At 72.3% G+C, this 26,627-nt stretch carries 19 protein-coding genes; 5 read left to right on the top strand and 14 right to left on the bottom strand.

Annotated elements, in window-relative coordinates; genetic code table 11:
- Positions 1 to 98 precede the first annotated feature (98 nt).
- The 3 genes from KRH_RS04350 to KRH_RS04340 form a co-directional block, all read right to left on the bottom strand.
- Entirely contained in the window at positions 99 to 2,057 is a 1,959-nt protein-coding gene (locus KRH_RS04350) for a glycosyltransferase (protein ID WP_226905906.1), read from the bottom strand.
- Positions 2,058 to 2,131: 74 nt separating this feature from the next.
- Positions 2,132 to 3,319 carry a UDP-galactopyranose mutase gene (gene glf / locus KRH_RS04345; protein WP_012397965.1) on the bottom strand — a complete coding sequence of 396 codons (1,188 nt, stop codon included), beginning with the start codon at positions 3,317 to 3,319 and terminating at the stop codon, positions 2,132 to 2,134.
- Between the two features lie 162 nt (positions 3,320 to 3,481).
- Positions 3,482 to 4,663, bottom strand: a complete 1,182-nt coding sequence (locus tag KRH_RS04340; RefSeq protein WP_012397964.1) for a glycosyltransferase family 4 protein — start codon at positions 4,661 to 4,663, stop codon at positions 3,482 to 3,484.
- A 178-nt stretch (positions 4,664 to 4,841) separates the two neighbouring features.
- On the opposite strand from KRH_RS04340, the gene KRH_RS04335 reads away from it, so the two are divergent.
- A complete protein-coding gene (locus KRH_RS04335; protein WP_041297321.1) occupies positions 4,842 to 9,317 on the top strand; it encodes an FtsK/SpoIIIE domain-containing protein in 4,476 nt (1,491 codons plus the stop codon).
- 23 nt (positions 9,318 to 9,340) lie between these two features.
- Here the strand turns inward: KRH_RS04335 and KRH_RS04330 are convergent, their stop codons facing one another.
- Positions 9,341 to 9,772: a hypothetical protein gene (locus KRH_RS04330; RefSeq protein ID WP_012397962.1), complete on the bottom strand. Its 432-nt coding sequence runs from the start codon at positions 9,770 to 9,772 to the stop codon at positions 9,341 to 9,343.
- Positions 9,773 to 10,073: 301 nt separating this feature from the next.
- Between KRH_RS04330 and KRH_RS04325 the strand changes: the two genes are divergently transcribed.
- Positions 10,074 to 10,322: a WhiB family transcriptional regulator gene (locus KRH_RS04325; protein ID WP_019309413.1), complete on the top strand. Its 249-nt coding sequence runs from the start codon at positions 10,074 to 10,076 to the stop codon at positions 10,320 to 10,322.
- 165 nt (positions 10,323 to 10,487) lie between these two features.
- On the opposite strand, the gene KRH_RS04320 is transcribed toward KRH_RS04325, so the two are convergent.
- From KRH_RS04320 to KRH_RS04310, 3 genes are read right to left on the bottom strand one after another with little or no spacing between them, the layout of a single operon-like run.
- On the bottom strand, positions 10,488 to 12,071 hold the full coding sequence (locus tag KRH_RS04320) for a sensor histidine kinase (protein WP_012397960.1): 1,584 nt from the start codon (positions 12,069 to 12,071) through the stop codon (positions 10,488 to 10,490).
- Between the two features lie 21 nt (positions 12,072 to 12,092).
- Positions 12,093 to 13,736, bottom strand: a complete 1,644-nt coding sequence (locus tag KRH_RS04315) for a hypothetical protein (protein ID WP_012397959.1) — start codon at positions 13,734 to 13,736, stop codon at positions 12,093 to 12,095.
- A complete protein-coding gene (locus KRH_RS04310; protein ID WP_012397958.1) occupies positions 13,733 to 14,407 on the bottom strand; it encodes an SAF domain-containing protein in 675 nt (224 codons plus the stop codon). Before KRH_RS04310 ends, KRH_RS04315 begins: the two co-directional genes overlap by 4 nt.
- 229 nt (positions 14,408 to 14,636) lie before the next feature.
- Between KRH_RS04310 and KRH_RS04305 the strand changes: the two genes are divergently transcribed.
- Positions 14,637 to 14,852, top strand: coding sequence for a helix-turn-helix domain-containing protein (locus tag KRH_RS04305; RefSeq protein ID WP_012397957.1), 216 nt, complete (start codon positions 14,637 to 14,639; stop codon positions 14,850 to 14,852).
- Between the two features lies 1 nt (position 14,853).
- On the opposite strand, the gene KRH_RS04300 is transcribed toward KRH_RS04305, so the two are convergent.
- Entirely contained in the window at positions 14,854 to 15,420 is a 567-nt protein-coding gene (locus tag KRH_RS04300; RefSeq protein WP_012397956.1) for a hypothetical protein, read from the bottom strand.
- Positions 15,421 to 15,752: 332 nt separating this feature from the next.
- Between KRH_RS04300 and KRH_RS04295 the strand changes: the two genes are divergently transcribed.
- Both KRH_RS04295 and KRH_RS04290 read left to right on the top strand, forming a co-directional pair.
- Positions 15,753 to 16,607: a hypothetical protein gene (locus KRH_RS04295; protein ID WP_041297320.1), complete on the top strand. Its 855-nt coding sequence runs from the start codon at positions 15,753 to 15,755 to the stop codon at positions 16,605 to 16,607.
- Between the two features lie 145 nt (positions 16,608 to 16,752).
- Complete coding sequence (locus tag KRH_RS04290; RefSeq protein WP_012397954.1) at positions 16,753 to 17,202, top strand: Rv3235 family protein; 450 nt, start codon at positions 16,753 to 16,755, stop codon at positions 17,200 to 17,202.
- A gap of 12 nt (positions 17,203 to 17,214) precedes the next feature.
- On the opposite strand, the gene secA is transcribed toward KRH_RS04290, so the two are convergent.
- From secA to mtrA, 6 genes are all read right to left on the bottom strand, one after another.
- On the bottom strand, positions 17,215 to 19,998 hold the full coding sequence (gene secA, locus KRH_RS04285) for a preprotein translocase subunit SecA (protein ID WP_012397953.1): 2,784 nt from the start codon (positions 19,996 to 19,998) through the stop codon (positions 17,215 to 17,217).
- Positions 19,999 to 20,149: 151 nt separating this feature from the next.
- Positions 20,150 to 20,845, bottom strand: coding sequence for a ribosome hibernation-promoting factor, HPF/YfiA family (gene hpf, locus KRH_RS04280; RefSeq protein WP_012397952.1), 696 nt, complete (start codon positions 20,843 to 20,845; stop codon positions 20,150 to 20,152).
- A 127-nt stretch (positions 20,846 to 20,972) separates the two neighbouring features.
- Positions 20,973 to 21,584, bottom strand: a complete 612-nt coding sequence (locus KRH_RS12605; RefSeq protein ID WP_226905908.1) for a ComF family protein — start codon at positions 21,582 to 21,584, stop codon at positions 20,973 to 20,975.
- A 628-nt stretch (positions 21,585 to 22,212) separates the two neighbouring features.
- Entirely contained in the window at positions 22,213 to 24,012 is a 1,800-nt protein-coding gene (locus KRH_RS04270) for an LpqB family beta-propeller domain-containing protein (protein ID WP_012397950.1), read from the bottom strand.
- Entirely contained in the window at positions 24,009 to 25,871 is a 1,863-nt protein-coding gene (mtrB, locus tag KRH_RS04265; RefSeq protein WP_012397949.1) for an MtrAB system histidine kinase MtrB, read from the bottom strand. Before mtrB ends, KRH_RS04270 begins: the two co-directional genes overlap by 4 nt.
- Positions 25,868 to 26,554 carry an MtrAB system response regulator MtrA gene (gene mtrA / locus KRH_RS04260; protein WP_012397948.1) on the bottom strand — a complete coding sequence of 229 codons (687 nt, stop codon included), beginning with the start codon at positions 26,552 to 26,554 and terminating at the stop codon, positions 25,868 to 25,870. The genes mtrB and mtrA overlap by 4 nt, the downstream gene beginning before the upstream one ends.
- Positions 26,555 to 26,627 lie beyond the last annotated feature (73 nt).

Here is a 26,627-nt window from a genome sequence, read left to right as displayed (position 1 = left end):
TAGTCCTTTCTGAAGACCAGGTGTGGACGAACTGGCGGCGCACGAACACCGCGCCGCACGACGAACTCGGGGCGTGCGGCGCGGTGTTTGTTCGTGGATCAGTTCTGCGGCCCGTTGGCCTCGAAGGTCTCCGCCCACGCCTCGGGCGAGGTGAACTCCGGAAGCGCGCTGCGGTACTGCTCCGCGAGCTTGTCCCAGTCCTTGTACAGCTTGCGGTGCAGAGCGGCGCTTCGCTTCATCATCCGCTTGAATGTGGGGTTGTCGCGCTTGTACCAGGAGGCACCGGAGCCGTCAGCGCTGGACACCAGCGCTGAGTCGAGCTTGGCCATGCGCCACCACTGCAGGTTCATCGCGGGGACCCGCGACTCCGGATGCTCGGATTCCTCGGCCTTCACCGGAACCACCTGGTGCACCGCGCCGGACAGCAGCTTGGCAGCACGGCCCACACGGCTCGTGGGCGGGTGGGGCTCTTCGCCGTGCGGCAGTGGCTTGCTGCGGCGCACGGGCGGGAACTGCGAGAGGTCCTTCTGCACGCGGGCGTCCGTGAACGAGTTGCGCGTGGCGCGCACCTCGCCAAGCCTGGTGCCGATGGTGCGGTGCAGGTGCTCCGGGCCCTCCAGCAGGTCCTCGAGAGCCATGGCGCGCAGCTCGGCCGCGGAGTACTGCATGGAAATCAGGTGCCGGACATCCGTGAGCAGCGACTCCTTGGGGAGGTCACCGCCCTTGGAGTAGGGACTGTAGAGCAGCGCAGCGAGCCAGCGGTTGCGGGCGTGGTAGTACGCCTGCCAGTCGATGGTGTCATCCTTCTCCGTCCACGGCATGTGCCACACGGCCACACCCGGGAGGGAGACCGTGGAGTACCCTGCCTGCTTGGCGCGCAGCCCGAACTCGGCGTCGTCCCACTTGATGAACACCGGCAGCGACAGACCGATCTCGCGGATCAGATCGGTGGGGATGAGGCACATCCACCAGCCGTTGTAGTCCACGTCGATCCGTCGGTGCATCCACGGAGTGGTCCGCAGATTCGAGCTTGCGAAGTCGTGAGCCTCCTGCACGCCCTCCGCGGAGCCCCACATGAAGCGGTACTCGTTGACGCGCTCACCGAAGCTGTGGATCACGGACTTCTCGTAGAGGTTGAACATGTGTCCACCCACGATGGTGTTGTGCCGGGCAAAGTCCCCGAAGCGCACCGCCCGGAGAATGCTCTCGGGGTGGACCTCGACGTCGTCGTCGAGCAGCATGACGTACCGACTGCCACCCTCGCGGGAGGCTTCGTACATGCCGCGGGCGAAACCGCCGGACCCACCCAGGTTGCCCTGCTCAATGAGCTGCAACCGGTCTCCGAGCACGTCCCGGACCTCGTCGTAGCCCGCTTCGTCGCGCACACGCTGGGTGCCCTGATCGGTCAGGATGAAGCGGTCCACGGCATCGCGCAGGGCGTCGGACTCACCCAGGATCTTGAGGTTGCGCACGCAGAAGTCGGGGCGGTTGAACGTGGTGATGGCCACGCTGGCCGTACCGGGGACCATGTCCTCGGGCAGCGGCACCGACCACTCCGCGTGGACGAGGTCCACCGCCGAACCCGCGGTCACGATGTCGATCCAGTACCAGCCGCCGTCTCCGAACGAGGTCAGGGGCAGATCCGTGTGCTGCTCCGCCCCGTCCATGTCCAGGGTCACCACGCGGTTTGACGTGCCGCGCGCGGAGGAGCGGTAGACCAGGATCTTGGCCGGGCCCGTGGTCTGAGCCGTGAGGCGGACAGTGTCCACCGAGGTGTGCGCCCGCCAGTAGGAGGCGGGAAAGGCGTTGAAGTAGGTTCCCAGGGAGATCCGGGTGTGCGCTGGCACGTGGATGCTGCGGTCACCGGACAGCAGCTCCGAGTGCAGCTGGGCCGACTGCCCCGAACCGGCGGCGGCCTGCTGCTCCTCGAGCGGCTCCGAGCCGCTGGCCTCGGCCGGCCGCAGGGACTTCACCGACGAGTGGCGCTGCGCGTTGAAGTCCACGTACAGGGGCAGGGTGTCGGTGTCCGCGTCCGTGGGGAAGATGATGTTCGCCACGGTCTGCCATGACGTAGATCCGCCCGGTTCCCCGGAAGCCTTCACGCCGGTTTTCGTTGCTGGTGCGCTAGTGCTCATGCGTCCACTCCTCCGCTGGTCAGGGGCGCACCCGAGGTGAAGTGCGGTGCGATCTTGTTGTCCACCATGGACAGCGCCGAGCCGATGGCCATGTGCATGTCCAGGTACTTGTAGGTGCCCAGGCGGCCGCCGAACAGCACCGAGGACTCGCCGTTGGCGAGGTCCCGGTAGGCCAGCAGCTTCTCGCGGTCCTGGGAGGTGTTCACGGGGTAGTAGGGCTCGTCGCCCTTCTCCGCGAAGCGGGAGAACTCCCGCATGATCACGGTGGCGTCCTTGGTGTAGTCCCGCTCGGGGTGGAAGTGGCGGAACTCGTGGATGCGGGTGTAGGGCACGTCCGCGTCCGGGTAGTTCATCACCGAGGTGCCCTGGAAGTCCTCCATGTCCAGGACCTCCTCCTCGAGGTCGATGGTGCGCCAGGAGAGGTCGCCCTCGGCGTAGTCAAAGTACCGGTCCACGGGACCCGTGTAGATCACGGGGACCTGGCCCACCACGTTGGACTTGGAGAACTCCTGGGAGTCGTCGAAGAAGTCCGTGTCCAGGCGCACGTCGATGTTCGGGTGGTCCGCCATGCGCTCGAGCCACGCGGTGTACCCGTCCACGGGCAGACCCTCGTGGGTGTCGTTGAAGTACCGGTTGTCGTACGTGTAGCGCACGGGCAGCCGGGAGATGATCGAGGCGGGCAGGTCCTTGGGATCCGTCTGCCACTGCTTGCCGGTGTAGTGCTTGATGAACGCCTCGTACAGGGGACGTCCGATCAGCTGGATGCCCTTGTCGTTGAGGTTCTGCGGGTCGGTGCCCGCGAGCTCCCCCGCCTGCTCGCGGATCAGCTCACGGGCCTCGCCGGGCGAGTACGCCGCACGGAAGAACTGGTTGATCGTGCCCAGGTTGATGGGCATGGGGTACACCTCGCCCTGGTGGCGGGTGTACACGCGGTGGACGTAGTTGGTGAACTGGGTGAAGCGGTTCACGTACTCCCACACGCGCTCGTTGGAGGTGTGGAACAAGTGGGCCCCGTAGCGGTGCACCTCGATCCCGGTGCGCTCCTCGTTCTCGCTGTAGGCGTTGCCGCCCAGGTGGTGCCGACGGTCGATCATCGTGACCTTCACACCCAATTCGCGTGCTGCTCGTTCTGCCACGGTCAAACCGAACAGTCCCGAGCCCACGACCACCAGATCAGTGTTCATGTGTCCCTCCTAGGGGGTCTTCCGTGATCCATGCACGGACATCGTCCTGCCTAAAAATACCTGACGCGGCCGGTCACGCCCCGTGTGACTCGCACACACGGGACGGCGTGGGCGGCATCACGCCCACGCGCACCGGCGCGCCCGACGGGGCCCGCGGCGTCGTCACTGCGACGCGCGGTGGAAACCACTGAGCACCCAGGCCGCCGCGGCCCGTCCGGAGGCCGCGAGCGAGGCGTGGTCGCGCGCCCATGCGGCACGGCGGGCGCGCTGTTCCTCCCGGGCGCCGTCGCGGGCGTCGGCGAGCGCGAGCTCCATGGCCCGCGCCACTGCGTCCGGGGTGAACTCCACCGGTGTGCCCAGGTGGTTCTCGGACACGAGCGTGACACCCGCGCCCACGCCCGCGTAGATGGAGGGAGCACCGCACGCGGCCGCGGCGTAGAGCTTGGTGGGCTTCGCAAAGTCGTAGCCCGTGTGGGGCACCACCGAGGCGAGGGCCGCCACCGCGCCCCGCAGGAACGAGGCCGTGCGCGCTGGGCTCTGCACACCGTGGAAGACCACGTTGTCGGGGGCCACGCGCGCGGCGACCTCCTGCACCCGGTACAGGTCCGAGCCGCGCCCCAGCACGTGCAGGGTGGCGTCCGGGTGGCGGGGGAGGATCCGCGCGAGACCCTCGACGAACACGTCCATGCCCTGCCACTCGGAGATCGAGCCCGCATACACGAAGTACGGCGCGGGCACGTCCGCCACGGGACCCTCCGGCGTGAACGTGTCCGTGTCGATCCCGTTCTCCGCCACGAACATCCGGTCCCACGGGGTGCCGGTGACACGGTGCAGCTCCTCGCCCATCGACTCGGACACCGTGATGACTCCCCCGGCGCCACGCGCCGCGACGGTCTCCGCGGCGCGCATCAGCTGGGTGACCACGCCGGGTACGTCCATGTTCAGGGTCGCCGAGGTCCACACGTCCGGGTTGTACCAGATGTACGGACGACGCCGCAGGGCGCTGGAGAGCCACACCGCGAGCCCCGTGGTGGGCGGCGGCTCGCTCACGACGATGTCCGCGTCCATGACCAGCAGCCGCACGAACGCCTGCACGTCGAAGCTCAGGTACTGCGCCACGCCGCGCACGTAGTCCTCGCTGTCACGCAGCACGGGCACGCGCACGATGTCGTAGGGCTCCGAGACGGAGGCGGGGTCCATGCCCTTCGGCGGGCGGGTGGTCAGGACGGTGACCTGAGCGCCCTCGGCGGCGAAGCCCCGGGCGAGCGCCGCGAGGCGGAAGGACGCGGCGGCCGGTTCGGGGAGGAAGATGCGGCTGACGATGACGACCTTGCGGGGTTTCATGGCCCTCACTGTCTCACGGTTGTCCCGGGGTCGTCGCGCTTCCGGAGCTGGTGTGCCGCCCTTCGGCCGCGGCAACAGCCCTGCACAGGACGCGCCCGGCCACCGGGTCCGTGGGTGGGTCTGCACACTGCGTGGACGTGGGCGCGCCCGTCGCACCGGGGACGCGTTCACTGCCCACATGCACCTGCTCCTGCACCTCGTCCGCCACGGGTCCGACACCTCCCACCCCGTGCGCGTCACCGCGCCACCCGGGGTGAGCGGAGCCGAGCTCGCCGCTGAGCTCGAGCGGCGGACCGGCGCCGCGGGGCTGGCCACGGTCGACGGGACGCCGCTGTCCCTGACCCGCCTGGGAACCGCTCCCCTGTGCGACGGCGCCACCGTCCAGCTCGACGGCGGCGCCACGGCCCCGCGTGCCACGACCGGACCCAACCGGGTCGTGGGCACGGGTCCCGGTCAGCCCGACCGGAGCGCGACCGGCACCGGGCCCCACTCCACCGGGCCCCGCACCGGTGCCACCCTGACCGTGACGGAGGGGACCGGCGCGGGGACCCGGCTGGTGCTGCCCCGCGGTCACCACGCCGTGGAGCTGACGTCCGAGGGCCCCGCGCTCGTTCCGCACGGGGCGGCCACGGACCGGCGGACGGCCGTGTCCCTGCAGGTGGATGCCACCGCGGTGCGTGTGCTGCCCGCCGGGACCTCCCTGGCACCCGGGGACAGCATCCGCCTGCGGTGGGGCCGGTGCGCCTGCCGGCTCCGGCTGGACCCTCCCCATGACACCGCTGAGAGTCCCGGCTTGACGTCGCCGAACAGCACGCCGGCCGGCTTCACCGCCCGTGACGCGGATCCCGCGCAGCTGCTGAGCGTGGACGTCCCCTCCCGGCGCCGCGCGGCCGCCACCATGGTCACGGGCGCCCTGCCGCTGCTCGCGGGCATCGGCATCGCACTGGTGACGCGCTGGTGGTTCTTCCTGGTGTTCAGCGCCCTGGGGGCGCTCACCTCGGCCGCGGGCTGGTGGGTGGACCGCGGGGTGCGGGCCGAGCAGCGACGTCGTGTCGCGGCCGCTCTGCAGCGCGACCTGCGCCGCTGCGAGCACGCCGCCCCCTCGGCGGCCGAGGTGGTGCGCGCATGCGTCACACCGGGCCCGGGGGGCCACCCCGGCACTGGCGGGCCCCGCGTCGGGACACCCCCACACGGCAGGAGGTTCCAGCCCGTCCCGGCGCGTGTTCCCCCGGACAGTTCCCCCAGCGCGGACGACGACGCCGCGCGCTGGGTGCGCCTCGGTCACGGCACCCGGGCGGGCGGGCTGGAACGCGGTCGTTCGGCGACGCTGCAGGACGTCACCCACCGGCACGCACCCGTGCTCGTCGACCTCGCAGCACTGCCCCCGCTGACCCTGGCCCTGGACCGCGAGCGCACCGAGGGTCTGCTCACCTCGCTGGTCCTCCAGCTGTTCACGGGGCCTCGGGCCCTGGCACGGCTGGTCGTCTCCCGCGACCTCTCGTGGGCCCCTCCCGTGGCCGCCGAGGCACCCGGGGACCGAGCGGGTCGTCCGGACGACACGGCCTCCCGGCTCACCGCGATGGAGGTCCTGACCCCGGAGGACGCGCGCCGCCACCCCGTGCGTGCCGGGGTGGTTCGGGTGGTCGTGTCCACCGCCCAGGACCCGGTCGCCGGCAGCGCGACCATCACCGCGCTCGGGGCCCTGCTACGCCTGTCCACTCCGGAGTGCGCGGCGGTGCCGGGGCTCTCGGCGGACGAGCAGCGCACCACCGTGGACTTCCTCGCCGACACCGTCACGCGGCGCACCGCCCGCGATGCGATCGGGGCGTGGCTCCGGACAGCGGCATCAGCCGGTGTGCCGGGACAGGGTGAGGTGCCCCGCGTCGTGGCATCCCACGAGATGCTGGACCCGCGGGGCGCGTCGCGTCCCGAGCCGACCCCGGGAACGTCGCCCACCCAGCCCGGCCGGAGCAGTAAGGTGTCGCGGATGGCTCCCGCCCCGGCGGCGGCGCGCGGAGAGGGCGCGGACCGCGCGGCGGGCCCCTCCTCGGATTCCCCGCGGCCCCTCGGGACCGCCATCGGCGTCTCCGCCCGGGGCGTGGAACGCGTGGAGCTGGACGACGAGAACCCGCACCTGCTCGTCGCGGGGACCACAGGGTGCGGGAAGTCCGAGGTGCTGCGGACCCTGGTGGCGGGACTCGCACTGGAGTGCTCGCCGCGGCGGCTCGAGTTCGTGCTCGTCGACTTCAAGGGCGGCGCCGCTCTCGCCCCGCTGAACGGGCTGCCGCACGTGACCACCCTGCTCACGGACCTGGGGCCGGACGAGGTCCGCCGCGCCCTCGTGTTCCTGCGCTCCGAGCTGCAGCGCCGCGAGCGCGTGCTGGCCGCCCACGGCGCCCACGACCTGCGGGGTGCACGGGACGCCGCGGGGGACCCGGTGATCCGCGAGCTCGTGGTCGTCGTGGACGAGGCCAAGATGCTCACGGACGCGTTCCCCGACGCCGCGCACGAACTCGCCGTGGTCGCCGCGGTGGGCCGATCCCTGGGCGTCCACCTCGTGCTCGCCACCCAGCGGCCCCAGGGTGCCCTGCCCGCGGACGTGCGGACGAACATCTCCCAGGCCCTGTGCCTGCGGGTGCGCACGGAGCAGGAGTCCATGGATGTGATCGGTGAAGGGCGTGCCTGCCGGATTCCGCCGTCCCTGCCGGGGCGCGGTTTCCTGGACCGCGGGGACGGCCCCGTGGAGGTGCAGGCCGCCGTGCTGACCCGGTTGCGGGCCCCGGCGCCGGAACCGCTCACGGTGGAGTTCCTCGGTCCCTCGGACGGGCACCGCGGCCGCCGACCGTCGGGGCCCTCCGTCCCCGCGGGGACGTCCCCGGTCCAGACGTCGGGCACCGCCGGTGCGGGCATCGAGGCGTGCGTGCGGGACGTCGCGCAGGCCTGGGACACGGAGGCCGTGCGCGGGCCCTGCGTGCCCGTCGAGGCGGGCGCCTCGGAGCGGGCGGTCCCCACGTCCCTGCCCCACTCCTTCTCCCCCGGGCCCGCGACGGAGGACGGCGTCGACCTCGGGCCCGCGGAGAATCCCGCCGGACACTGGTGCGGCCGGGCCGTGTGGCGCCCCTGGACGGACGGGTCCATGGCGCTCGTCGGGCGGCCCTCGGCCGTGCGCGAGAGCTTTCTGGCGCTGCTGCACGCCTGCACGGCGATCTCCTGCGAGCGGCACGCGACCGCCCGGCACGCATCCGGCGCCCGGAACGCCCCCGGGCCCGGCGGCGTCGTGGCGCCCGGGCGCGGCGGCGAACCGGTGGCCCTGTACCTGATCACGGCCTCGGGGCGTGAGGTGCCCGGTCTGCTCACGGGGGACGGCGAGGTGCTGCACCCTGCCGTGCGCGGCTGGGCCCGGGCGGAGGACCCAGCGGACGTTGCCCACGTGCTGCGAGCGCTGCGCGCGGCCACGGAACGGGGCGCGAACGGCACCGGGGACGTCGAGCGGCACGGCGGCCCGGAGCCCCGCGCGGTCCTCGCGGTCGACGACTGGGACCGCTGCTGCCAGCACTTGCGCGCCGGCGCCTGGGCCCACCTCGAGGACGATCTGATGGCCCTCGTGGACGCCGGCACCACGGCCGGGCTCTCCGCGCTCGTGGCCGGGGACCGGATGCTCGTGACCGGACGCGCGTCCCACCTGTGCCCCAACCGTCTCCACCTCCCGGCCGGCCAACCCGCGGACGGCCTCATGCACTGGCCCAGACTTCCCCCGTTCACCGTGCGCCCGCACCGCGCGGCCCTGGGCGGGCCGGCCGCAGGGCGCTGCTCCCCCTCGGGTGCCGCTCCGGTACCCGAGGGCCTGGCCGTGGTCCAGCTCCCCGGCGCCCCCGCCGAGACGCCGCCGCGGCAGGGTGCCGGGCGGTTCACCGCAGGGTCGACGACGCACGGCCGGCACCGGTGGCCACCGGCCCTTCCGCTGCCCGCGGCGTGGGAAGCCCCCGTCACCCGGGTGGACGGACTGCTCCTGGGCATGGCGCGGGACGGGATCACTGCCGTGCACCCGTGGGGCCCGGGGGCCACGCTCGTGGTGGCCGGCCCCGCCCGGTCCGGGCGCAGCACGTTCCTGGACTCGGTCCACGGGAGCCTCACCGGTCCGGTCGCTCCCGGGGGATCCGGCACCGACGCACCCCACGACGGCCCGCCACGCGTGCTGCGGCCGGTGCTGGCCACGGTCGCGGAGGTGCACGCCCTGATGGGTGAGCTGCAGCGGGTCACGCGCCCCACCACGGTGCTGCTCGACGACGCGGACCGGCTGCCGTCCGAGGTGCTGCGGGCGCTGTCCACCGCCTGGGTCCCGGCCAGGTCACACGCGGAGCACGGAGACCGGGCGTGGGCGGAACCGGGGGCCCGGCTGATCGTGGGGATCCAGCTCACCGACGCCCCGGCCGTCACGTTCCCGCCCCTGCTGGCGTGGCGCCACACCGTTGACACCCTGCTGCTGAGACCCCGCCGGACGTTCGACGCGGACGCCTTTGGCGCCTCCCTCACCGGCCACGGCACCGGGGGGCCTCCGGGACGCGGATTCTGGCTGCGGGGCGGGGCCGTGGACCCCGTGCAGTGCCCGTCGCCCGGCAAGCACGCGCCGCAGACGAGCTCGCAGGAGGAGTGAGCCGTGCCCGGCGGGGAGGATGGTCAGCGAGCGGCGTCGTCCCGTGTGCGGTGCATCCATGCGACGGTGGGCGGGGCGAACAGGCACAGGATGGTGACCACGGCCACGGCCGCCACACCCAGACCCCAGCCCCCCGGAACTGACTGCAGGAACGAGAGCCCCACGATCAGCAGGAACGCCTGGGACACGAGGACCGCCGCCCGCGGCCAGCGCAGTCCGTTCCAGACCCCGCGCGCCGCCGCGCCCAGCCACACGGCGCCGCCCGTGAGCACCACGGCCGCGAAGAGGATTCCCGTCACGGGGAGCACGTGTCCCGTGACGAGCGAGACCAGTTGGGCGACAGCCACCACGAGCAGGGCCACGGCCTCGACGGCCACGAGCACCGAGACCACGGCCGCGGTCCACGGACGCGGTCCGGTGGCGTGGGACGTGGAGCGGGCAGCCGGGACGTTCATGGGGTGGCCTTTCGAGGAGATCGGGGACGCCACCACTCTAGTGAGCCGCGGTGGGGCCGCCCCGGCACCCGGTCGCTTAGCACAGCCCGCGGGCTGCAGCGAATCCGCGATGTGATGTACCGCTCACACCCTTGTTTACGCTGTGTTTACGTGGGAAACTACTGACAGATCCCCAAAGGCCCGATCCCCCGGGCCTTTTCTGTGTCCCACCCAGGTTTTCCTCCGCGCGGCCGCTCGCCGCGTCGTCAGGGTGCCCGCGGGCGGGCGCACCACGACATGTGAAAGGAGCGGTGTCATCGTCATGGACTGGCGTAGTCGCGCAGCTTGCCTGGAGAAAGATCCCGAACTGTTCTTCCCCGTGGGGAACACCGGCCCCGCCCTGCTGCAGATCGAGGAAGCCAAGGCCGTGTGCCGCACGTGCGAGGTCATGGACACGTGCCTGCAGTGGGCCCTCGAGTCCGGCCAGGACGCCGGCGTCTGGGGCGGCATGAGCGAGGACGAGCGCCGCGCCCTCAAACGCCGCGCCGCCCGCGCCCGCCGCGCCTCCTGAGACCCCGGGGCCGCGGCTGCGTGCCGCCCCCGCCCACCGCTCCCCCGCGCGGTTCCCACCGGTCCCCGCAGCACCCTGGTCACCAGGCGGCTGCGGGGACCGCGTCGTTCACGGCACCGGTCCCCGCGCGGACAGGACCCGGTCGACCCGCGGGGTGGGCTGCGCTCAGCCCCGTCCCAAGGCCTTCTGCGGGAACCGGGCGGTGATCACCACGCTCGTGCCGCCCTCGGGTGCGGTCTGCCAGCGGATGCTGCCCTGCAGCTCACTGGCCACCAGCGTGCGCACGATCTGCATCCCGAGCCCCTCACCCTCCGAGGGCGGGCGGTAGGCGCTGACACCGGACTCCTCGATCACGGTGGGGCCCATCCCGCAGCCGTCGTCGTTGATCGCGATCTCCAGCACCCGCCGGGTGTCCCCCGCGTCGGTGGCCTCGTCCTCCAGGTGGCGCACCGACAGCACCACGGTGCCGTCCCTGTCCCTGAGCCCGTGCTCCACGGCGTTCGCCACGAGCTCGTTGACCACGAGCGCCACGGAGGTGGCACTCTTGGAGGGCAGCCGCCCGAACGTGCCCTCGAAGCGCGTGCGCACGTGCTGGCCGGCCGACGCCGTCTCCACGGCGAGCTTGACCTGGTGGCGGATGAGGTCGTCGAAGTCCACGTCCTCGGAGATCTCCTGTGACAGGGACTCGTGCACCCGCGCGATCGAGCTCACCCGCCGCATGGCCTGCTGCAATCCGTTCCTGCCCTCATCCGAGTGCATCCGGCGCGACTGCAGCCGCAGCAGCGCCGAGACCGTCTGCAGGTTGTTCTTCACGCGGTGGTGGATCTCGCGGATGGTGGCGTCCTTGGACACCAGCTGCAGGTCCCGCCGGCGCAGCTCGGTGACGTCGCGGCACAGCAGCAGCGCGCCCGTGCGCTCGGAGCCCTGCCGCAGCGGGATGGCCCGCAGGGTCGCGGAGGCCTTCACCGTGGACAGCTCCGCGCGCCACGGCATGGTGCCCGCCAGCACGGGGGCCAGCGTCTCGTCCACGCCCGGTGCCGTGAGCGGGAGACGACGGGCCACCCCCAGCAGGTTCTGCCCCGTGAGGTCCCCCTGCAGCCCGAGCCGGCGGAACGTGGAGAGTCCGTTGGGGGAGCAGAACTGCACCACGCCGGACGCGTCCAGGCGCAGCATCCCGTCCCCCACGCGCGGCGCACCGCGGCGGGAGTCGCTGCGCACCGCGAAGTCCGGCCACGTGCCCTGGTTGGCCATGCGCAGCAGGTCCGCGGCCGACTCCCGGTAGACCAGCTCCATGCGCGAGGGCAGCCTGTCCCGCTGCGGGTCGGTGGTCAGGCTGACGACGGCGATCGTGCGCCGGTTGCGCACGAGGGGCACCAGGGTCACGGAGCGCGAGGCGAGACTCGACCACTCCGAGGGCCCAGCACGCTCGATGCTGTGGTCGATCCAGGCGCGGCGCAGCGTGCGCGCGGCGGCGTCCGTGACCACCTCCCCCACCATGTCCTTCTGGTAGGCCGTGGGCCCCGTGGTGGGCCGGGCGTGGGCCAGCACCAGGAACTCGCTGCCCTCGGCGGGGACCGGCTGGCCCGTGGGGCTCTCGTGGGCGGGAACCACCGAGCGCGGGAAGCACAGCAGGAGGTCCCCGAACCCGAGGTCCGCCAGCAGCTGCCAGTCCCCCACCAGCAGGTGGAGCCACTCGGCGTCACCGGCGTCGAAGTCCGCCGTACTGCGCAGCGGATCTGTGAATGCCATGCCGGGACCGCCTTTCCACGTTCACCCGCGGCGCAGCCACGCGCCCATCCGACGCCCCAGCCTAGTACCCGCCGCGAGCCGCACCGTGGGCTCCGGCTGCGGGACCCGCCCACCGCCGAGCACCGTGCGCGCCAGCTCGGTGAACTGTCGGCGCAGCTCGCTGCGGGGTGCGGTCTCCGCGAGCACGGCCCCGGCCAGCAGCGCGTCGTCGCACGCCGACGGGTCCCACGCGAGCGTGTGCGCGATCCGGTGCCCGGGCGAGAACCTCTCCCACGCCTCGGCCACCGACGCCGCCGCGGAGTGCCCGGCGGCCGCGGCCCGCAGCTTGTTCGCGACCACCACCACGCGGGCGTCCGGGGCGGCCTCCTCCAGATCCGGCAGCGCCTTGACCATACGAGGCACGCCGAGTGCGTCCGCGGCGGCCACCGCCACGACCGTGTCCGCCGCGGCCACGGCACTGAGCGTTCCCGCGTTGCGCCGCGGGGCGAGGAAGTCCGTGGTGATCTCCTCGTCCGCCTCGAGACCGAAGGCCGTGTCCACCACCACGAGCCCGTACCCCTCACGGGCCCGGTCGAAGACGATGTCGAGAGCCGATCCCCGCAGCTCCGGCCACCGGTCGTGGCGCGTGATCCCCGTGAGCACGTCCACGGACGCGCCGGCCACGGAGACGGCCGTGGCACACCGGCGCAGACCGGCCACGTCCAGCCGCCCCTGGTCCGCGAGCCGGCACGCCTGGGCGATCCCGGCTGCCTCGTCGAGCATCCCCAGGCTCGCGGCCACGGAGGCCCCGTACGTGTCCGCGTCGACCAGCAGCACACGCCGGCCCGCGAGCGCCGCCTCGGCCGCGAGGTTCAGCGCGGTGGCCGTCCGGCCGGGGGCGCCCGTCGGACCCCAGACCGCGACCAGGCGCACGGTCGCGTCCTCGGGATCCGTGAGGGCGGCGTCGTCGTGGGCGTCCGGTGCCCACGTCCCCTCCGTGCCGGAACCGCTCCCATTCCCCGCGGCGTTCCGTCCCGTGTCCCGGTCCGGCGGCTCGGCCGCGCCCCGGGCGTCACCGTCCGGGACGACGTCGGTCGTGGAGTCCGCGCCACCGTCGCCGAACGCCGCACCCGCCGCCCCTCCGGCGGCGTCCTCGGGCACGGGGATCCCGCCGGCGGAGGACGCGGCACCCTCGAACGGCCCGGTGCGTCCTAAGGCGGCAGGGCCCTGCGGGGCCGCACCAGCGGATGGTGTGGCGCCCCGCGCAGCAGTGCGGTCGTCGGAGTCCCCCGTGCTCGTGCCGGTTCCCGTGCCGCGGCGCGAGCCGGGGGCCGCGCGATGGCCCGGTTCCGGGGACCGCAGCGTCTCGCGGATCAGCTCGGCCACCTCCGCACCGGTGGCCGCGGCCGGCACCCGGGCAACCCCGAGCGCGGGCCGGGCGGCGTCGTGCCCCTCGACCACCAGCACGCGCAGCCCCGCGTCCGCGAGCTGCCCGAGCAGACTCGCCGTGAGGTCCTCAGCACCTTCCGCCACGAGGGCGGCGTGCGCCATGCCGGTGTGCGCGCACGCGATCAGCTCGGAGAGGTCCAGGCACCGCCGGACCACGGTCACGTCCCCGTGCAGCCGTTCGAGACGGTCCACGAGGTCCCACGTGCCGGGCCCGAGCGTGACCACCGAGATGCTCACGAGCGGCTCCCCGCGGTGTCGAGCACCAGGGTGACCTTGGCGTCGTTGCCCAGCGCGTCCACGAGCGGACCCACCTGGGACGGAGTCACGAGCACGTGCACGGTGACCCCGCCGCTGCCGCCCAGCGCGGTGTCCTTGGTGTCCACCCGCGCGATCTCCGCGCCCGGGACGAGCTTCTTGGGCTCCATGAAGCCGCGCCCGGAGGTCTTGGGGCGGGCGACCCACACGTCCACGTGCGCTCCCGGATCCGCCTGGGCTGGCAGGGGCGTCTGCAGGGCGATGCCCACGGGCGTGCGGTCCAGGGCGTCCGCGGTGCCGATCGACGCCGCCGGGACCAGCTGGCCACGGGCCACCCGCTGGGTCACCACGGCGTTCTCCTGCAGGGGCTGACCGCCTGGCACGTAGCCGCCGGCCACCTGGGCGAGGTGCGCGTCCACGGTGGTGAGGTCCTCTGGGGTGATCCGCTGCCCCACGGCGAGGTCCTCGGCCGCGGCGTAGTAGGGCTCGCTGCGGTTGGTCGTGGCCACCAGCAGCACCACTCCGAGCACCGAGAGCAGCACGAGCAGCAGCCCCACGAGCAGACGGGGATCCCGCCAGGTGGGCTTGCGGAAACGGGCCGCCGCGGTGGGTGCCTGCCCGGCACGCGCCCGCGCTGCGGTGCTACTGGCCATGTCGTGCGTCCTTCCCCGAGAACCCCGGTCCCCCGCCGGGCACTCCCGAGTGTGCACGGCCGGGCACGGGCGGCGGAACCGTGACGAACATCATGTGGACAGAGGTGACCACGGTTCCATGCCCGATCCCGCCTGTTGACAGTGACCAGTCCGCGGACTCCCGTGGGACAATGGCGGTCAAGGCCGATGAATGAGCATCGAAACGCACCAAAGGAAGTGATGCACGGGCATGTCGCAGCAACGATTCCTGACCCTCGCCGACGTCGCCGAGATCCTCTCGATCTCCGTCCCCCAGGCGCGGGCCATGGTGCGCTCCGGTGAGCTGCCCGCCATCCAGGTGGGCGGGCGCGGGCAGTGGCGCGTGGAGAAGGCCAAGCTGGAGGAGTACATCCAGCGGGGCTACGAGCGCACCCAGCACGCCGTGCGGGAGGGCACCCTGCAGTAGCTCACCCGGCGTCGAGCGAGGACACCACGGCCACGGACGCGAACGGCACCGTGCGCACCGCAGTGACCGCGCGCCGTCGGCGGAACTCGTCCTGCGGGTGCACCGCCACGTCGAAGAAGTCCTGGCCCACCGCGTCCACGGTGCCCTCCAGCTCCTCGTGGGCGGCTCCGTCGCGGAGCACCACGCGTACGTGCACCCGCGCGGTGCTCAGGGCCCGCAGCACGTGACCCATTCCGAGCCGGCGGATGGTCGAGGACTCCGGGAGCAGCTCGAAGCGCCGCGGCAGGCCCTCCCACCACACCACGCCCACCAGTGGCACGAGGTGCTGCAGGTGCCGCTCACGCACCACGGCCCACCCCGAGCCCACATCCGCCAGGACACCCTCGAGGGTGTCCCCGCGGCTCGGGCGCAGGCGCACCGGCATGCCCCGGTGCGCCGCGAGCCGCTCCAGGAGGCTGAGCCGCGCGAACTCGGCGCGCGCGGTCTCCACGGCCTCGGTCTCGACCATCCGCACCCGCGCGTGGTCGAGCTGCGCCTCCATGTCCTCGAACAGTTCATCCCACCGCACGCCTGGTCCTCCCCGCTGCCTCGACCGGATCCTCCTCGACCGGACCCTCCCGCTGTGACGACCGCCGGCGGCCCCCGCGGTCCGGCTCTGTGCCGCGGCCCGCGCATCGAGGGTGAGCGGGGCCCGCGACCGTGGCCGCCGTGGCCGCACCGCACCGGCCTACCGCTGCGCGGACCGACGGACCCACCTCAGCACACGCTACGGATGCCCGAGGTCAGCCCCCAGACGCACTACGGGCGGTGGTACATCCGTTTGCATGAGTGATTGACTTCACAGCATGGCCCCAGGATGATCTAAAAATGTCAAACGACATCAAACGACATCATCCGGAGATGAACATGCATCGCGACACCACGCTCGAGGCCCCGCGCGCACCCCGTTCTGCGGCACTGTGGCTGCTGGTCCCGGCAGCTGCCGCCGTGGTCGGCACCGTGGGCCTGCAGCTCGTCGACACGCTGCGGGATGCGCACCCCGCGGCGGCCCCGGAGCTCGTGGTCGCCACGCTCGCCTCCTCGGCGTGCCTGGCCGTGGCCGGCTGGTGGCTCGGGGGCCTGCTGCTCGCCGCTCTCGCGGGTCTCGCGCACCGCATGCACTGGCGGACGCTCGAGCGCTGGGCGCGGCGTCTCACCCCCGGCCTCGTGGCACGGACCGCGGGTGCACTGGTGGGTGCCCAGCTCATCGCACTGGCCCCCGCGCACGCGGAGCAGACGCCGATCGACCCGTTCTGGGGAACCGCGGCCACCGGGACGGAGCAGCTCGCTCCCCCGGAGGCCGACCCCGCGGCACCGTCCGCGCCGGCACAGGCCCCGGACACGACGCCGCCCGGGTCAGCCGGCGCCGACGCGGCCGCGCCCGTCGCGCCACCGGCGCAGCACGGACCCGAGGGCACCACGCTGCTCGCGCCCGGGGCCCTCGACAGACAGGCCGTCTCGGCGGGGCCAGGAAAATCCGCCGTGCCCGCCCCGCAGCGGCTGACCGACGGCAGCATCACCGTGGTCTCCGGGGACACCCTGTGGGATCTCACGGAGCAGCTGCTGGGCCCGGGCGCCACCGACGAGGACATCTGCCGCGACCTGGGGTCCTGGGCGGACCACAACGTTCTGTCCCAGCACGGCAACCTCATCCACCCCGGGGACCGGCTGCAGGTCCCCGCCCATCTGCTGGACGCCGCGGGGCGGGCCCGGTGAGGCGCCCAGACCGCCCGCGCTGCACCGGTCACCGCGCCTGCCGCACCCGGCACCGCGGACCGCGCACCGCACGGCACATCCGCGGGGCCCTCAGCTCACCGTCCCGTCCACGAACTGTCAGCACACCCTCAGCAAGGAGCACGTCATGAGCATCGCGATCCCCACCCCAGCACCCCGCACGCCCGCCGGCGGCTACGCGTGGCGGCAGGACCGTTCCGCTGCCGCGCTCACGGGCCGGAACGAGTCCGAGCGCGTGGGAGCGATTGCGCGCAGCATCGGTCAGGCCGCCGTGGAGATCCTGGCCGGGACGCGCCCGGCCTCCCAGCTGGCCCGCTGGACCGACCCCGAGGTGGTGGAGCGCTTCACCCAGCGTGCCGCCATGCTCAAGCTCGTGCAGGAGCAGTGCCCCGAGCGCCGGAACCTGTTCGAGGTGCACCGGGCCGCGCGGATCCGCAGGGTCAGGGTGTGCAGCCCGGCCCCGGGGTGCTACGAGGCCTCCCTCGTGGTGGAGGAGTCCTCGCGGGCACGTGCGGTGGCACTGCGCATCGAGCGGGTGTCGCGGCAGTGGCGGGTCACCCACCTCGAGGTGGGCTGAGCCGCGCGGCGCTCAGCGGCGCTTGCCCCGCTTGGCCTTGGAACCGCTGCGCGCGGAGGCACCGCGGCGCTTCGCCCGATTGCCTCCGGTCTCGCCCTCGGGCCGGTCGGACGACGCCGCCGGGTCGGTGCCCGCGGACGCGTCCGTCGGTGTGCCGTCCTCGGAGGTCCGCTCCCGGGCCCCGGGATCCACGGCCTCCACCTCGGCGTGCGGTGTGCCGTCCTCGTCGGGGGCCGTGTACTGCAGGAACGCCGGGCGCTGGGGAGCCGAGAGCTCGACCGCACCGCCGGCCGCACCCGTGCGCTGCTTGCGCACCTCGAGGTTGAAGAGGGTCACCACGGTCTGCTCACGGATGGCCGCCATCATGTCCTGGAACATGGCGTGGCCCTCCCGCTGGTACTCCACCAGGGGGTCGCGCTGGGCCATGGCCCGCAGCCCGATGCCCTCCTTGAGGTAGTCCATCTCGTACAGGTGCTCGGGCCAGCGCTGACCGATCACCGACAGCAGCACCCGCCGCTCCAGGTTGCGCATGGCCTCGGAGCCGAGCTCCTCCTCGCGCTCCAGGTACATCACGGTGGCGTCCGAGAGGATCTGCTCCTGCAGGAAGTCGGACGTGAGCCGGGGGCGGCCACCGGCCTCCTCCACGACCTCGTCCGGGGTGAGGGACACCGGGTAGACGGCCCGCAGGGCCTCCCACAGCCCGTCCAGGTCCCAGTCCTCGGGGTGGCCCTTGCCCGTGCGCTCGGCGATCGTCGAGGAGAGCACCTCCTCGGTGAACTGCCGGATCTGGTCCTCGATGTCGTCACCCATGAGGATCCGCTTGCGGTCCTTGTAGATGACCTCGCGCTGGCGGTTGAGGACGTCGTCGTACTTCAGCACGTTCTTGCGCTGCTCGGCGTTGCGGCCCTCCACCTGGTTCTGCGCGTTGGCGATGCCGGAGGTGATGAGCCGTCCGGTCACCGGGACGTCGTCGGGGGCGATGGCCATGAGCCGCTGTGCGGCGCCCGGGTTGAACAGACGCATGAGGTCGTCGGACAGGGACAGGTAGAACCGCGACTCACCGGGATCACCCTGACGGCCCGACCGGCCCCGGAGCTGGTTGTCGATGCGCCGGGACTCGTGGCGCTCGGTGCCCAGCACGTAGAGCCCGCCGGCCTCCAGGACCTCCTCGTGCTCGGACCTGGTGGCCTCCTCGCAGGCCTTGAGCACCTCGGGCCAGCGGGCCTCGTACTCCTCGGCGTCCCGCTCGGGGTCGAGACCGAGCTCTGCCATCCGGTCCACGGCGTTGAACTCGGCGTTGCCGCCGAGCATGATGTCGGTACCTCGCCCCGCCATGTTGGTGGCCACGGTGACGGCGCCCTTGCGCCCGGCCTGGGCCACGATCGCGGCCTCCCGGGCGTGGTTCTTGGCGTTGAGCACCTCGTGGCGCACTCCCCGCTTGGCGAGCAGGCGGGAGAGGTACTCGGACTTCTCCACGGACGCCGTGCCCACCAGCACGGGCTGGCCCTTCTCGTGGCGCTCCTCGATGTCCCGCACCACGGCCGCGTACTTGGTGGCCTCGTTCTTGTACACCACGTCCCGCTTGTCTTCGCGGGCGATGCCGCGGTGCGGCGGGATGGCCACCACGCCGATCTCGTAGGTGTTCATGAACTCTGCGGCCTCGGTCTGGGCCGTGCCCGTCATGCCGGAGAGCTTGTCGTAGAGGCGGAAGTAGTTCTGCAGGGTGATCGTGGCCATCGTCTGGTTCTCGGGCTTGATCTCCACGCCCTCCTTGGCCTCGATGGCCTGGTGGACGCCCTCGTTGTAGCGCCGCCCGGCGAGCACACGCCCGGTGTGCTCGTCCACGATCTTCACCTCACCGCCGGCCACGATGTAGTCCTTGTTGTTGCGGAACAGCTCCTTGGCCTTGATCGCGTTGTTCAGGAAGCCGATCAGCGGGGTGTTGCGGGACTCGTAGAGGTTGTCGATGCCCAGCCAGTCCTCGACCTTCTCGATGCCGGGCTCGAGCACGCCCACGGTGCGCTTCTTCTCGTCCACCTCGTAGTCGGTCTCGGGAGAGAGCTTCTGCACCACGGTGGCGAACTCGCGGTACCAGCGGTTGGCCTCCCCCGAGGCGGGACCGGAGATGATCAGCGGGGTGCGGGCCTCGTCGATGAGGATGGAGTCCACCTCGTCCACGATGGCGAAGTTGTGCCCGCGCTGCACCAGCTCGTCCTCGGTCCATGCCATGTTGTCGCGCAGGTAGTCGAAGCCGAACTCGTTGTTGGTGCCGTAGGTGATGTCCGCGGCGTACTGCTCGCGGCGCACCGCGGGCTCCTGACCACCGAGGATCACCCCGGTCTCGAGCCCCAGGAAGCGGTAGACACGACCCATGAGGTTGGCCTGGTACTCGGCCAGGTAGTCGTTGACGGTGACCACGTGCACGCCCTTGCCGGCGAGCGCGTTGAGGTACGCCGGGGCCGTGGCCACCAGGGTCTTGCCCTCGCCGGTCTTCATCTCGGCGATGTAGCCGAGGTGCAGGGCCGCCCCACCCATGATCTGGACGTCGAAGTGGCGCTGGCCGAGGGTGCGGGAGGCGGCCTCGCGCACCGCGGCGAACGCCTCGGGGAGCAGCCGGTCCAGCGACTCGCCGTCCGCGATGCGCTCCCGGAAGGCGTCGGTCTCCGCACGCAGCTCGGCGTCCGAGAGTTCCTTGAAGCTGTCCTCGAGGCTGTTGACGGCGTCAGCGTAAGTCCTCAGCCGCTTCAGGACGCGCTTGTCCCCAGTGCGAAGAACCTTTTCCAGGAATGACGCCACGTGTGTTCGCTCCTCCGAGATCAATGGTGGGCACCCGGACACGGCGGAGGGTGCACCGCCGAACAGTGTACGTGAGGGAGCCTGACCCATTCCCACGCATGAACACGGGCCCCTCGACACCGTCGAGGGGCCCGTGGGGCGCGAGTGCGCGTCAGGAGGCGGCGTCGGCCTGGTAGGCCCGGGCGCTCTCCTCCTCGGCGCGGCCGTCCTGGCTGAGGCTGATCACGCCGTACTGCCAGCCCTTGCGGCGGTACACGGCGGAGGGCTCCTGGGTCTCCTTGTCCACGAAGATGAAGAAGTCGTGGCCCACCAGTTCCATCTGGTCCACGGCCTCGTCCACCGTGATCTGGTGCGCGGGGAAGCGCTTGCGGCGGATCTCCACGGGGGTGGGGGCGTCGCTGAGCGGGTACTCGGTGTCGAAGGCGGCGTCCTCCGCCTCGGACAGGGCCTGCGGGGAGTCGAAGCCCGTGAAGGAGCCGGAGGAGGGAACCACGGGCAGGGAACCGGTGGCCTCGTGCACGGCGATGGGCCTCTGGTGCCCGGCGCGGTGGATCTTGCGACGGTCGCGGGCGCGCCGCAGCTGCTCCACGAGCTTGCCGTAGGCCTCGTCGAAGGCGGCGAACTTGTCGTCGCTGCGGGCCTCGGCGCGGATCACCGGTCCGCGGCCGACCACGGTGATCTCCACCCGCATGCCCTGGTGGCCGGACGCGCCGTTGTCCTTGGTGACCTTGACCTCGATGGATTGGACCTTGTCACCGAGCTGCTGGAAACGCTCGCTCTTCTCCTCGACGTATTCCTTGAATCGGTCCGGCAAAGTGACGTTGCGGCCTTGGATGTTCAGTTCCATGAGACCCTCCACATCTTGAGGATGGCGCGGGATGTTCTGCTCTCCCACACGGGACACCTTCATTGCTTCCCGTGGTCCAACGCTAGATGAAACCGCGGGGAAATTCACGGAAAACGGCGCGCGACATTCAGCCGTTCTCCGGGGGTGAACGGCGCGGCCGCACCCCCGCCAGGGTCACGACCGCGGGCACGTGGGCCCCGGCTGCGGTGAGGCAGCGCACGGCCTCCGCAGCGGTGGCCCCCGTGGTGAGGACGTCGTCCACCACCACGCACGTGCGGCCCGCGACGTCCTCCGCACGCATGACTCCGCGGATGGCGCGGGCCCTCTGGTCCCGGCCCCGGGTCTTCTGCGCGCCGCCCGGGGCCCCGAACCGGGCGGCGCGGTGCCGCAGCGCGTGACGCACGCCGGTGCCGGAGGGCAGTGCCGCGGCGTCGAGCACCGTGGCGACCGGGTCGAACCAGCGACGACGCCGCGCCCGCCCGCTCGTGGGCACCGGAACCCACCACAGGTGCGCACCACCGGGCCTGGCGAGGTCGCGGGCGGCCGCGCTCAGCGCGCCGGAGAGCACGGTGGCGAGCACGCCCGTGAGGTCGGTGCGACCGCCGTTCTTGAACGCGAGCAGGCACGCGGCGAGCTCGTGCTCGTACTCCCCCGCCGTGTACACCCGCACCCCGGAGGCCAGCAGCGGAGCCGGGGTGGGCACCCTGCCGGGCCGTGCGGTGCCGCGCCGCAGCACCACGCGGCACTCTCGGCACAGGGAGGCCCCGGGTACTCCGCACACCGCACAGCTGACCGGCACGAGCAGTTCCAGCGCGTCCCCACACCAGCCACTCGCGCGAGCCGCCCGGCGGTCCCACGCGGCCGCGCGCGACGCACCGTCCGCTCGGGGCCCGGCACCAGCCCGAGGGGCGGGCACCCCGTGGCGCCCGGACCCAGCACGCGCGGCTCCGACACCGTCGGGCACCGCCCCCGCCCGCGGCACGGGCCCCTTCTCCGGCTGGACCACCGTCCGCGGCACGGCCGCAGGTCCCGGCACCGGTGAGCGGCGCTCCACGCCGGGAGGGAGCCGGGCGGCGTGGTACGGGGCGCGGGTGCCGACCAGCGCGGCACCGTGAGGAGAGGATGGAGCGGGCGGAGAGGGGTCTGGGAAGAACGACATGGCTCCAGTCCACCGCGCAGGACGCGCCCGCACCACGGCCGTCACCGCATGGGGAGTACGCACCGCACGGCACCGTTCCCGCCGCCCGGTCGCGGCTTGGGGGCCGGTCGCGGGTGGGGACGCTGTCGCGGACTGGGGCCCCGCAACCACCCGCAGGCCGCGCGGGCAGCGTGACCCGCCGCCGTCGTGAAACCCCGGGGCGGCCCGCTCAGCCAGCGAAAGAGGTGTCCGTGACGTCCTCGCTCTGCAGGGCCCACGAGCTTCCGGTCAGCATGTAGAGCTTGCCGTCGGAGGCGCCGTAGACCGCAGTGGAACCGTTGCCGCCGGTGATGGAGGTGACGCCGGTCAGTGACGGCAGCTCGTCGTAGTGCCCGGCCACGGTGTAACGCCGCGGCTGGGCGTTGCTGTCCTGGTCCAGGGCCGTGGTCACGAACTCGTCCGAGCCGATCCACTGGGCGGTGTTGACGTCCACGTCCGCGGCCACGGCGTTGCCCTTCTCGAGCTCGATGGGCCGGCCTGACTCGTCCCGCACAACGCCGGCGATCCAGATGCTGGACTTGGTGCCGGCGTCGTTGGTGGTGACCACGAGCGCGCGGCTGCCCTCGCGGGAGATCCGCAGGGAGACCACCTGCCTGCCGCGCAACCAGTCGGCCGTGACGGTGTCCCCCTCCCCTGTGGCGGTGGCCTGTGCCGCGTGGATCCGCCCCGAGCGGTCCGATCCCCAGACCCAGCCCTGGGGGTCGAAGCTCGGCCGGGTGGGCCTGCTCCCGGACCACCGCCGTTGCGCCGCCTTCCCCGGGGACACCGTGTAGACCGCGGAGTCGGCGGTGTTCACGAGGCCGAACGTGGTGGCCTCGAGGTTCATGCCCGGCTTGGCCACCGTGGCACCCTCGGGGAGGGTGAGATCGGGCACGGGCTCGGTCTGTCCCCCCTGGTAGAAGGCGAGGCGTCCGTCAGACACCCCCACCTGGCGGTTCGGCACGGTCACGGAGCGCACGGGGTCGGGACCCGAGCGGGCGGAGGTGTCCACCGGGGCGTCGTTCACGATGAGTTCCGCGTTCTCCACCGAGGGGACGGCGCGCAGCGTGGCCTGCAGCTGCTGCTCCATCCGCTGGGCCTTGGCCACGTCAGCGGGGTCGAAGCTGGGCAGACTCAGGTCCACGGTGGCGGTGCCGCCGGAGACCGGGACGGACGAGCGCGAGAGGGTTGCCGCCTGCGGGATCGCGCTCGTGACGGAGTCCCCCAGGTACGGCGCGGGTCCGTTCATCAGGGCGCGCACCGCAGCGGTGGAGGCGGTGGAGCGCTTGGGGAACCAGCGGGGGTCCGGGACCAGGTTCTTGTCGTTGGACGCCGCGTAGAAGAAGAGGTCCACGGGCTGGAAGATCTGCTTGAAGTCCGAGTCCGGGATGATCACCCCGTCCGGGGCCTTGGAGATCCGCCACTGCCCGTCCACGGACGTCAGTGCGAAGTCCAGCACACGCGTGCTGCCCTGCGGTTGTGCCGTGAGCACGCCCGTGGGGCCGAGCTCGGCGCCGACCTCGGTGGACGTGCGGTACTCCCCCTCGTTCAACCGCGGCACCGTGGTGGGGTTGCCGGAGTGGATGAGCACACGCGCATCCGGTTGCCACGTGGTGGCCAGCTGCGGGGTGAGGTACTGGCGTGCCACCGAGTAGTCGTCCTGGGCGCCCACACCGGCGGCGAGAAACCCCTCGACGACTTCCTGGGCGGACGCGCCCGGGCGCGGAGCCGCGGGATTGAATGGCATGTCGCTCTGCTGGGACTGCCCGGTGGGTTCGATGACCTTGTGCACGGGTCCGGAGCGCGGCATGGCCCCGCACGCGCTGAGGGTGACGCCCAGGAGCACCGCGAGCACAGCACTCGCGCAGCGCGTGCGCCGTGCCGCCCCCAGCGGGGCCCCGCCCACCGCCGTGCCGCGGCGCGGACGCAGCGGTCCGTGCTGCGCCGCGGGTCCGTTGTCCGTGGTCTCCGCTGCTCGCCGGGCGCTCATCGCTCCTCCGTCCCGCCGCCACGCTGCACGGCGCTCGAGCCTGTCTGGTTGCTCCAGAACCCCTGTGCACCGCCCGTCACCGCAGATTCGTCGGGCCAGTCAGGGGCGGGGAAGGCAATGAGCAGCTGGCCGGTGTCCGGTTCCTCGGCAGGGCCGGTGGCCGGCGCGGTGAGCTGCAGGGAGCCCGTGTCGGTGACCCGGGCGGTGGACTCGGTGAGCCGGTCCGCCGGGGGCAGGGGCAGCGGGTTGGGCAGCTCGGGGTCCAGGGGCTGCGTGCGCAGCAGCGGGAGGGTGAGGCGGAAGCACGCGCCGTTGTCCGGCTCCGCCCACACCTCGAGCCGCCCGCCGTGCAGCCGGGTGTCCTCCGTGGCGATCGCGAGTCCCAGCCCGGTGCCGCCCACGGTGCGTGCGCGGGCGGGGTCCCCGCGCCAGAACCGGTTGAACACCTTGGCGGTCTGCTCCTCGGTCATCCCGATCCCGTAGTCCCGCACGGCCACCGCGACGCAGTTCTCGTTGGCCGCCACGTAGATGTCCACGGGCTTGCTCTCCCCGTGCTCGAGCGCGTTGGTCACCAGGTTGCGCAGGATCCTGTCGATGCGCCGCTGGTCCATCTGCACCACGCACCGGGTGAGGGTGGAGCGCACGGTGAGCTCGGAACCGGAGGTGAGCACGATGGGAGCGGCGGCCTCCACGACGTCGTAGATCACGGAGAAGATGTCCGTGGACGCCATGTCCAGGCGCGCGGCACCGGCATCGAAGCGGGAGATCTCCAGCAGGTCCGAGAGCATCGAGTCGAAGCGGTCCACCTGGTGGTGCAGCAGCTCGGCGGAGCGGCGGTTCACGGGGTCGAAGTCCTCGCGCGCGTTGTACAGCACCTCCGCGGCCATCTTGACCGTGGTCAGCGGGGTGCGCAGCTCGTGGGAGACGTCCGAGACGAACGTCTGCTGCATCGAGGACAGCTGCTCCAGCTGGGTGATCTGGGTCTGGATCGAGTCCGCCATGCGGTTGAAGGAGCGGGAGAGCCGCGCCACCTCGTTGGTGCCGCGCACCTGCATGCGCACGTCCAGGTCCCCCTCGGACAGCCGCTGGGACACCCGCGCGGTGTTGGAGACCGGGCGGACCACCTCCCGGGTGACGTACCAGACGATGGTCCCCACGAGCAGCAGCAGCGCCACCATGGACAGCAACAGCACGGCGTGGATCGAGTCCAGGGTGGCCTGGGGGTCCGAGAAGTCGTACACGAAGTAGAGCCCGTAGCGGGAGTTCTGGTTCAGCTGCACCACGTCCCCGACCACGATCACCGGCTGCTCCGCGCCGTTCTCGCTCATTCGCGCCGAGGCCGGCTGCCAGTACGTGCCGTCCGCCCCGGCCACGCGCTGCTGCAGCTTCTGCGGCACGGTCGCCGAGGTCATCCAGGCGCTCTCGGTCTGCACGCCCACGAAGGACTGGCCGGTGCCCTGGTCCAGCGGAATCAGGATCCAACGGTGGTCACCGGACGAGCTGCCCTGGCTCAGGCTGCCCAGGGTGGAGTTGATCAGCGCCTGGACCTCGGTGCGGTCGGACGCGTCAGAGGCGTCGAAGCTCGCCTGGGCGGTGCGGATGTCGTTGCGGGACTCCTCCAGCACCTGGTTGAGCCGGTCCGTGAACAGCCGGTCCGCAATCTGGTGGGACAGGAAGCTGCCCGTGGCCAGGAACGCCACGGACGTCAGGGTCAAGGCGACCGCGATGGCCCGGAACTGCAGGGACTGCCGCCAGCGCCGGAACAGCAGGCGACGCCGCAGCCGGAGTCTGCGGAACCGCCGGGGACGACGCCGCGGCGCCGGGCCCGCGGCCGTGGGCTGCGCTGCGCTCAGCGTCATTTATGGGGGTGCCCGCCCGCTTTGTACCCGATGCCGCGCACGGTGAGCACCACCTCGGGGTTCTCGGGATCGCGCTCCACCTTGGAGCGCAGCCGCTGCACGTGCACGTTGACCAGCCGGTTGTCCGCGGCGTGGGGGTAGCCCCACACGTCGCGCAGCAGCTCGTCACGGCTGAACACCTGGTGCGGGGAGCGCGCCAGGGTGGCCAGCAGGTCGAACTCGAGCGGCGTCAGGAAGATCTCCTCCCCGCCCCGGGTCACGGTGTGGCCGGTGACGTCGATGACGATGTCCCCGAGGGTGATCTCCTGGGTGACCCCGCGGTCCATGGGACGCAGCCGCGCCTTGACCCGGGCCACGAGCTCGGCGGGCTTGAAGGGCTTGGGGACGTAGTCGTCCGCGCCGGCTTCCAGCCCGCGCACCACGTCCGCGGTGTCGGACTTGGCGGTGAGCATCACCACGGGGACGTCGGACTCCGCGCGGATCTGCTGGCACACCTGGATGCCGTCCATCCCGGGCAGCATGAGGTCCAGCAGGATCAGGTCCGGATCGGACGCGCGGAAGACCTCGCGTGCACTGGAGCCGTCGTAGCAGTACACCGGCTCGAAGTCCTCCGAGGCCAGGATGATGCCGATCATCTCGGACAGCGCGGCGTCGTCGTCAACTACCAGAATTCTCGCCTTCATGGCCCGCCTTCGCCCTCGTTCCTGCTCCGGGAGTCGGCCGCGGCCGACGTCCCGCGTCCTGCTTGCCGATTCT

It is taken from the genome of Kocuria rhizophila DC2201 (assembly GCF_000010285.1).
GTDB classification, from domain to species: Bacteria; Actinomycetota; Actinomycetes; order Actinomycetales; family Micrococcaceae; genus Kocuria; species Kocuria rhizophila_A.
The sequence above is the reverse complement of the archived record's forward strand: the minus strand, read 5'-3'. Positions and strand labels throughout refer to the sequence as shown.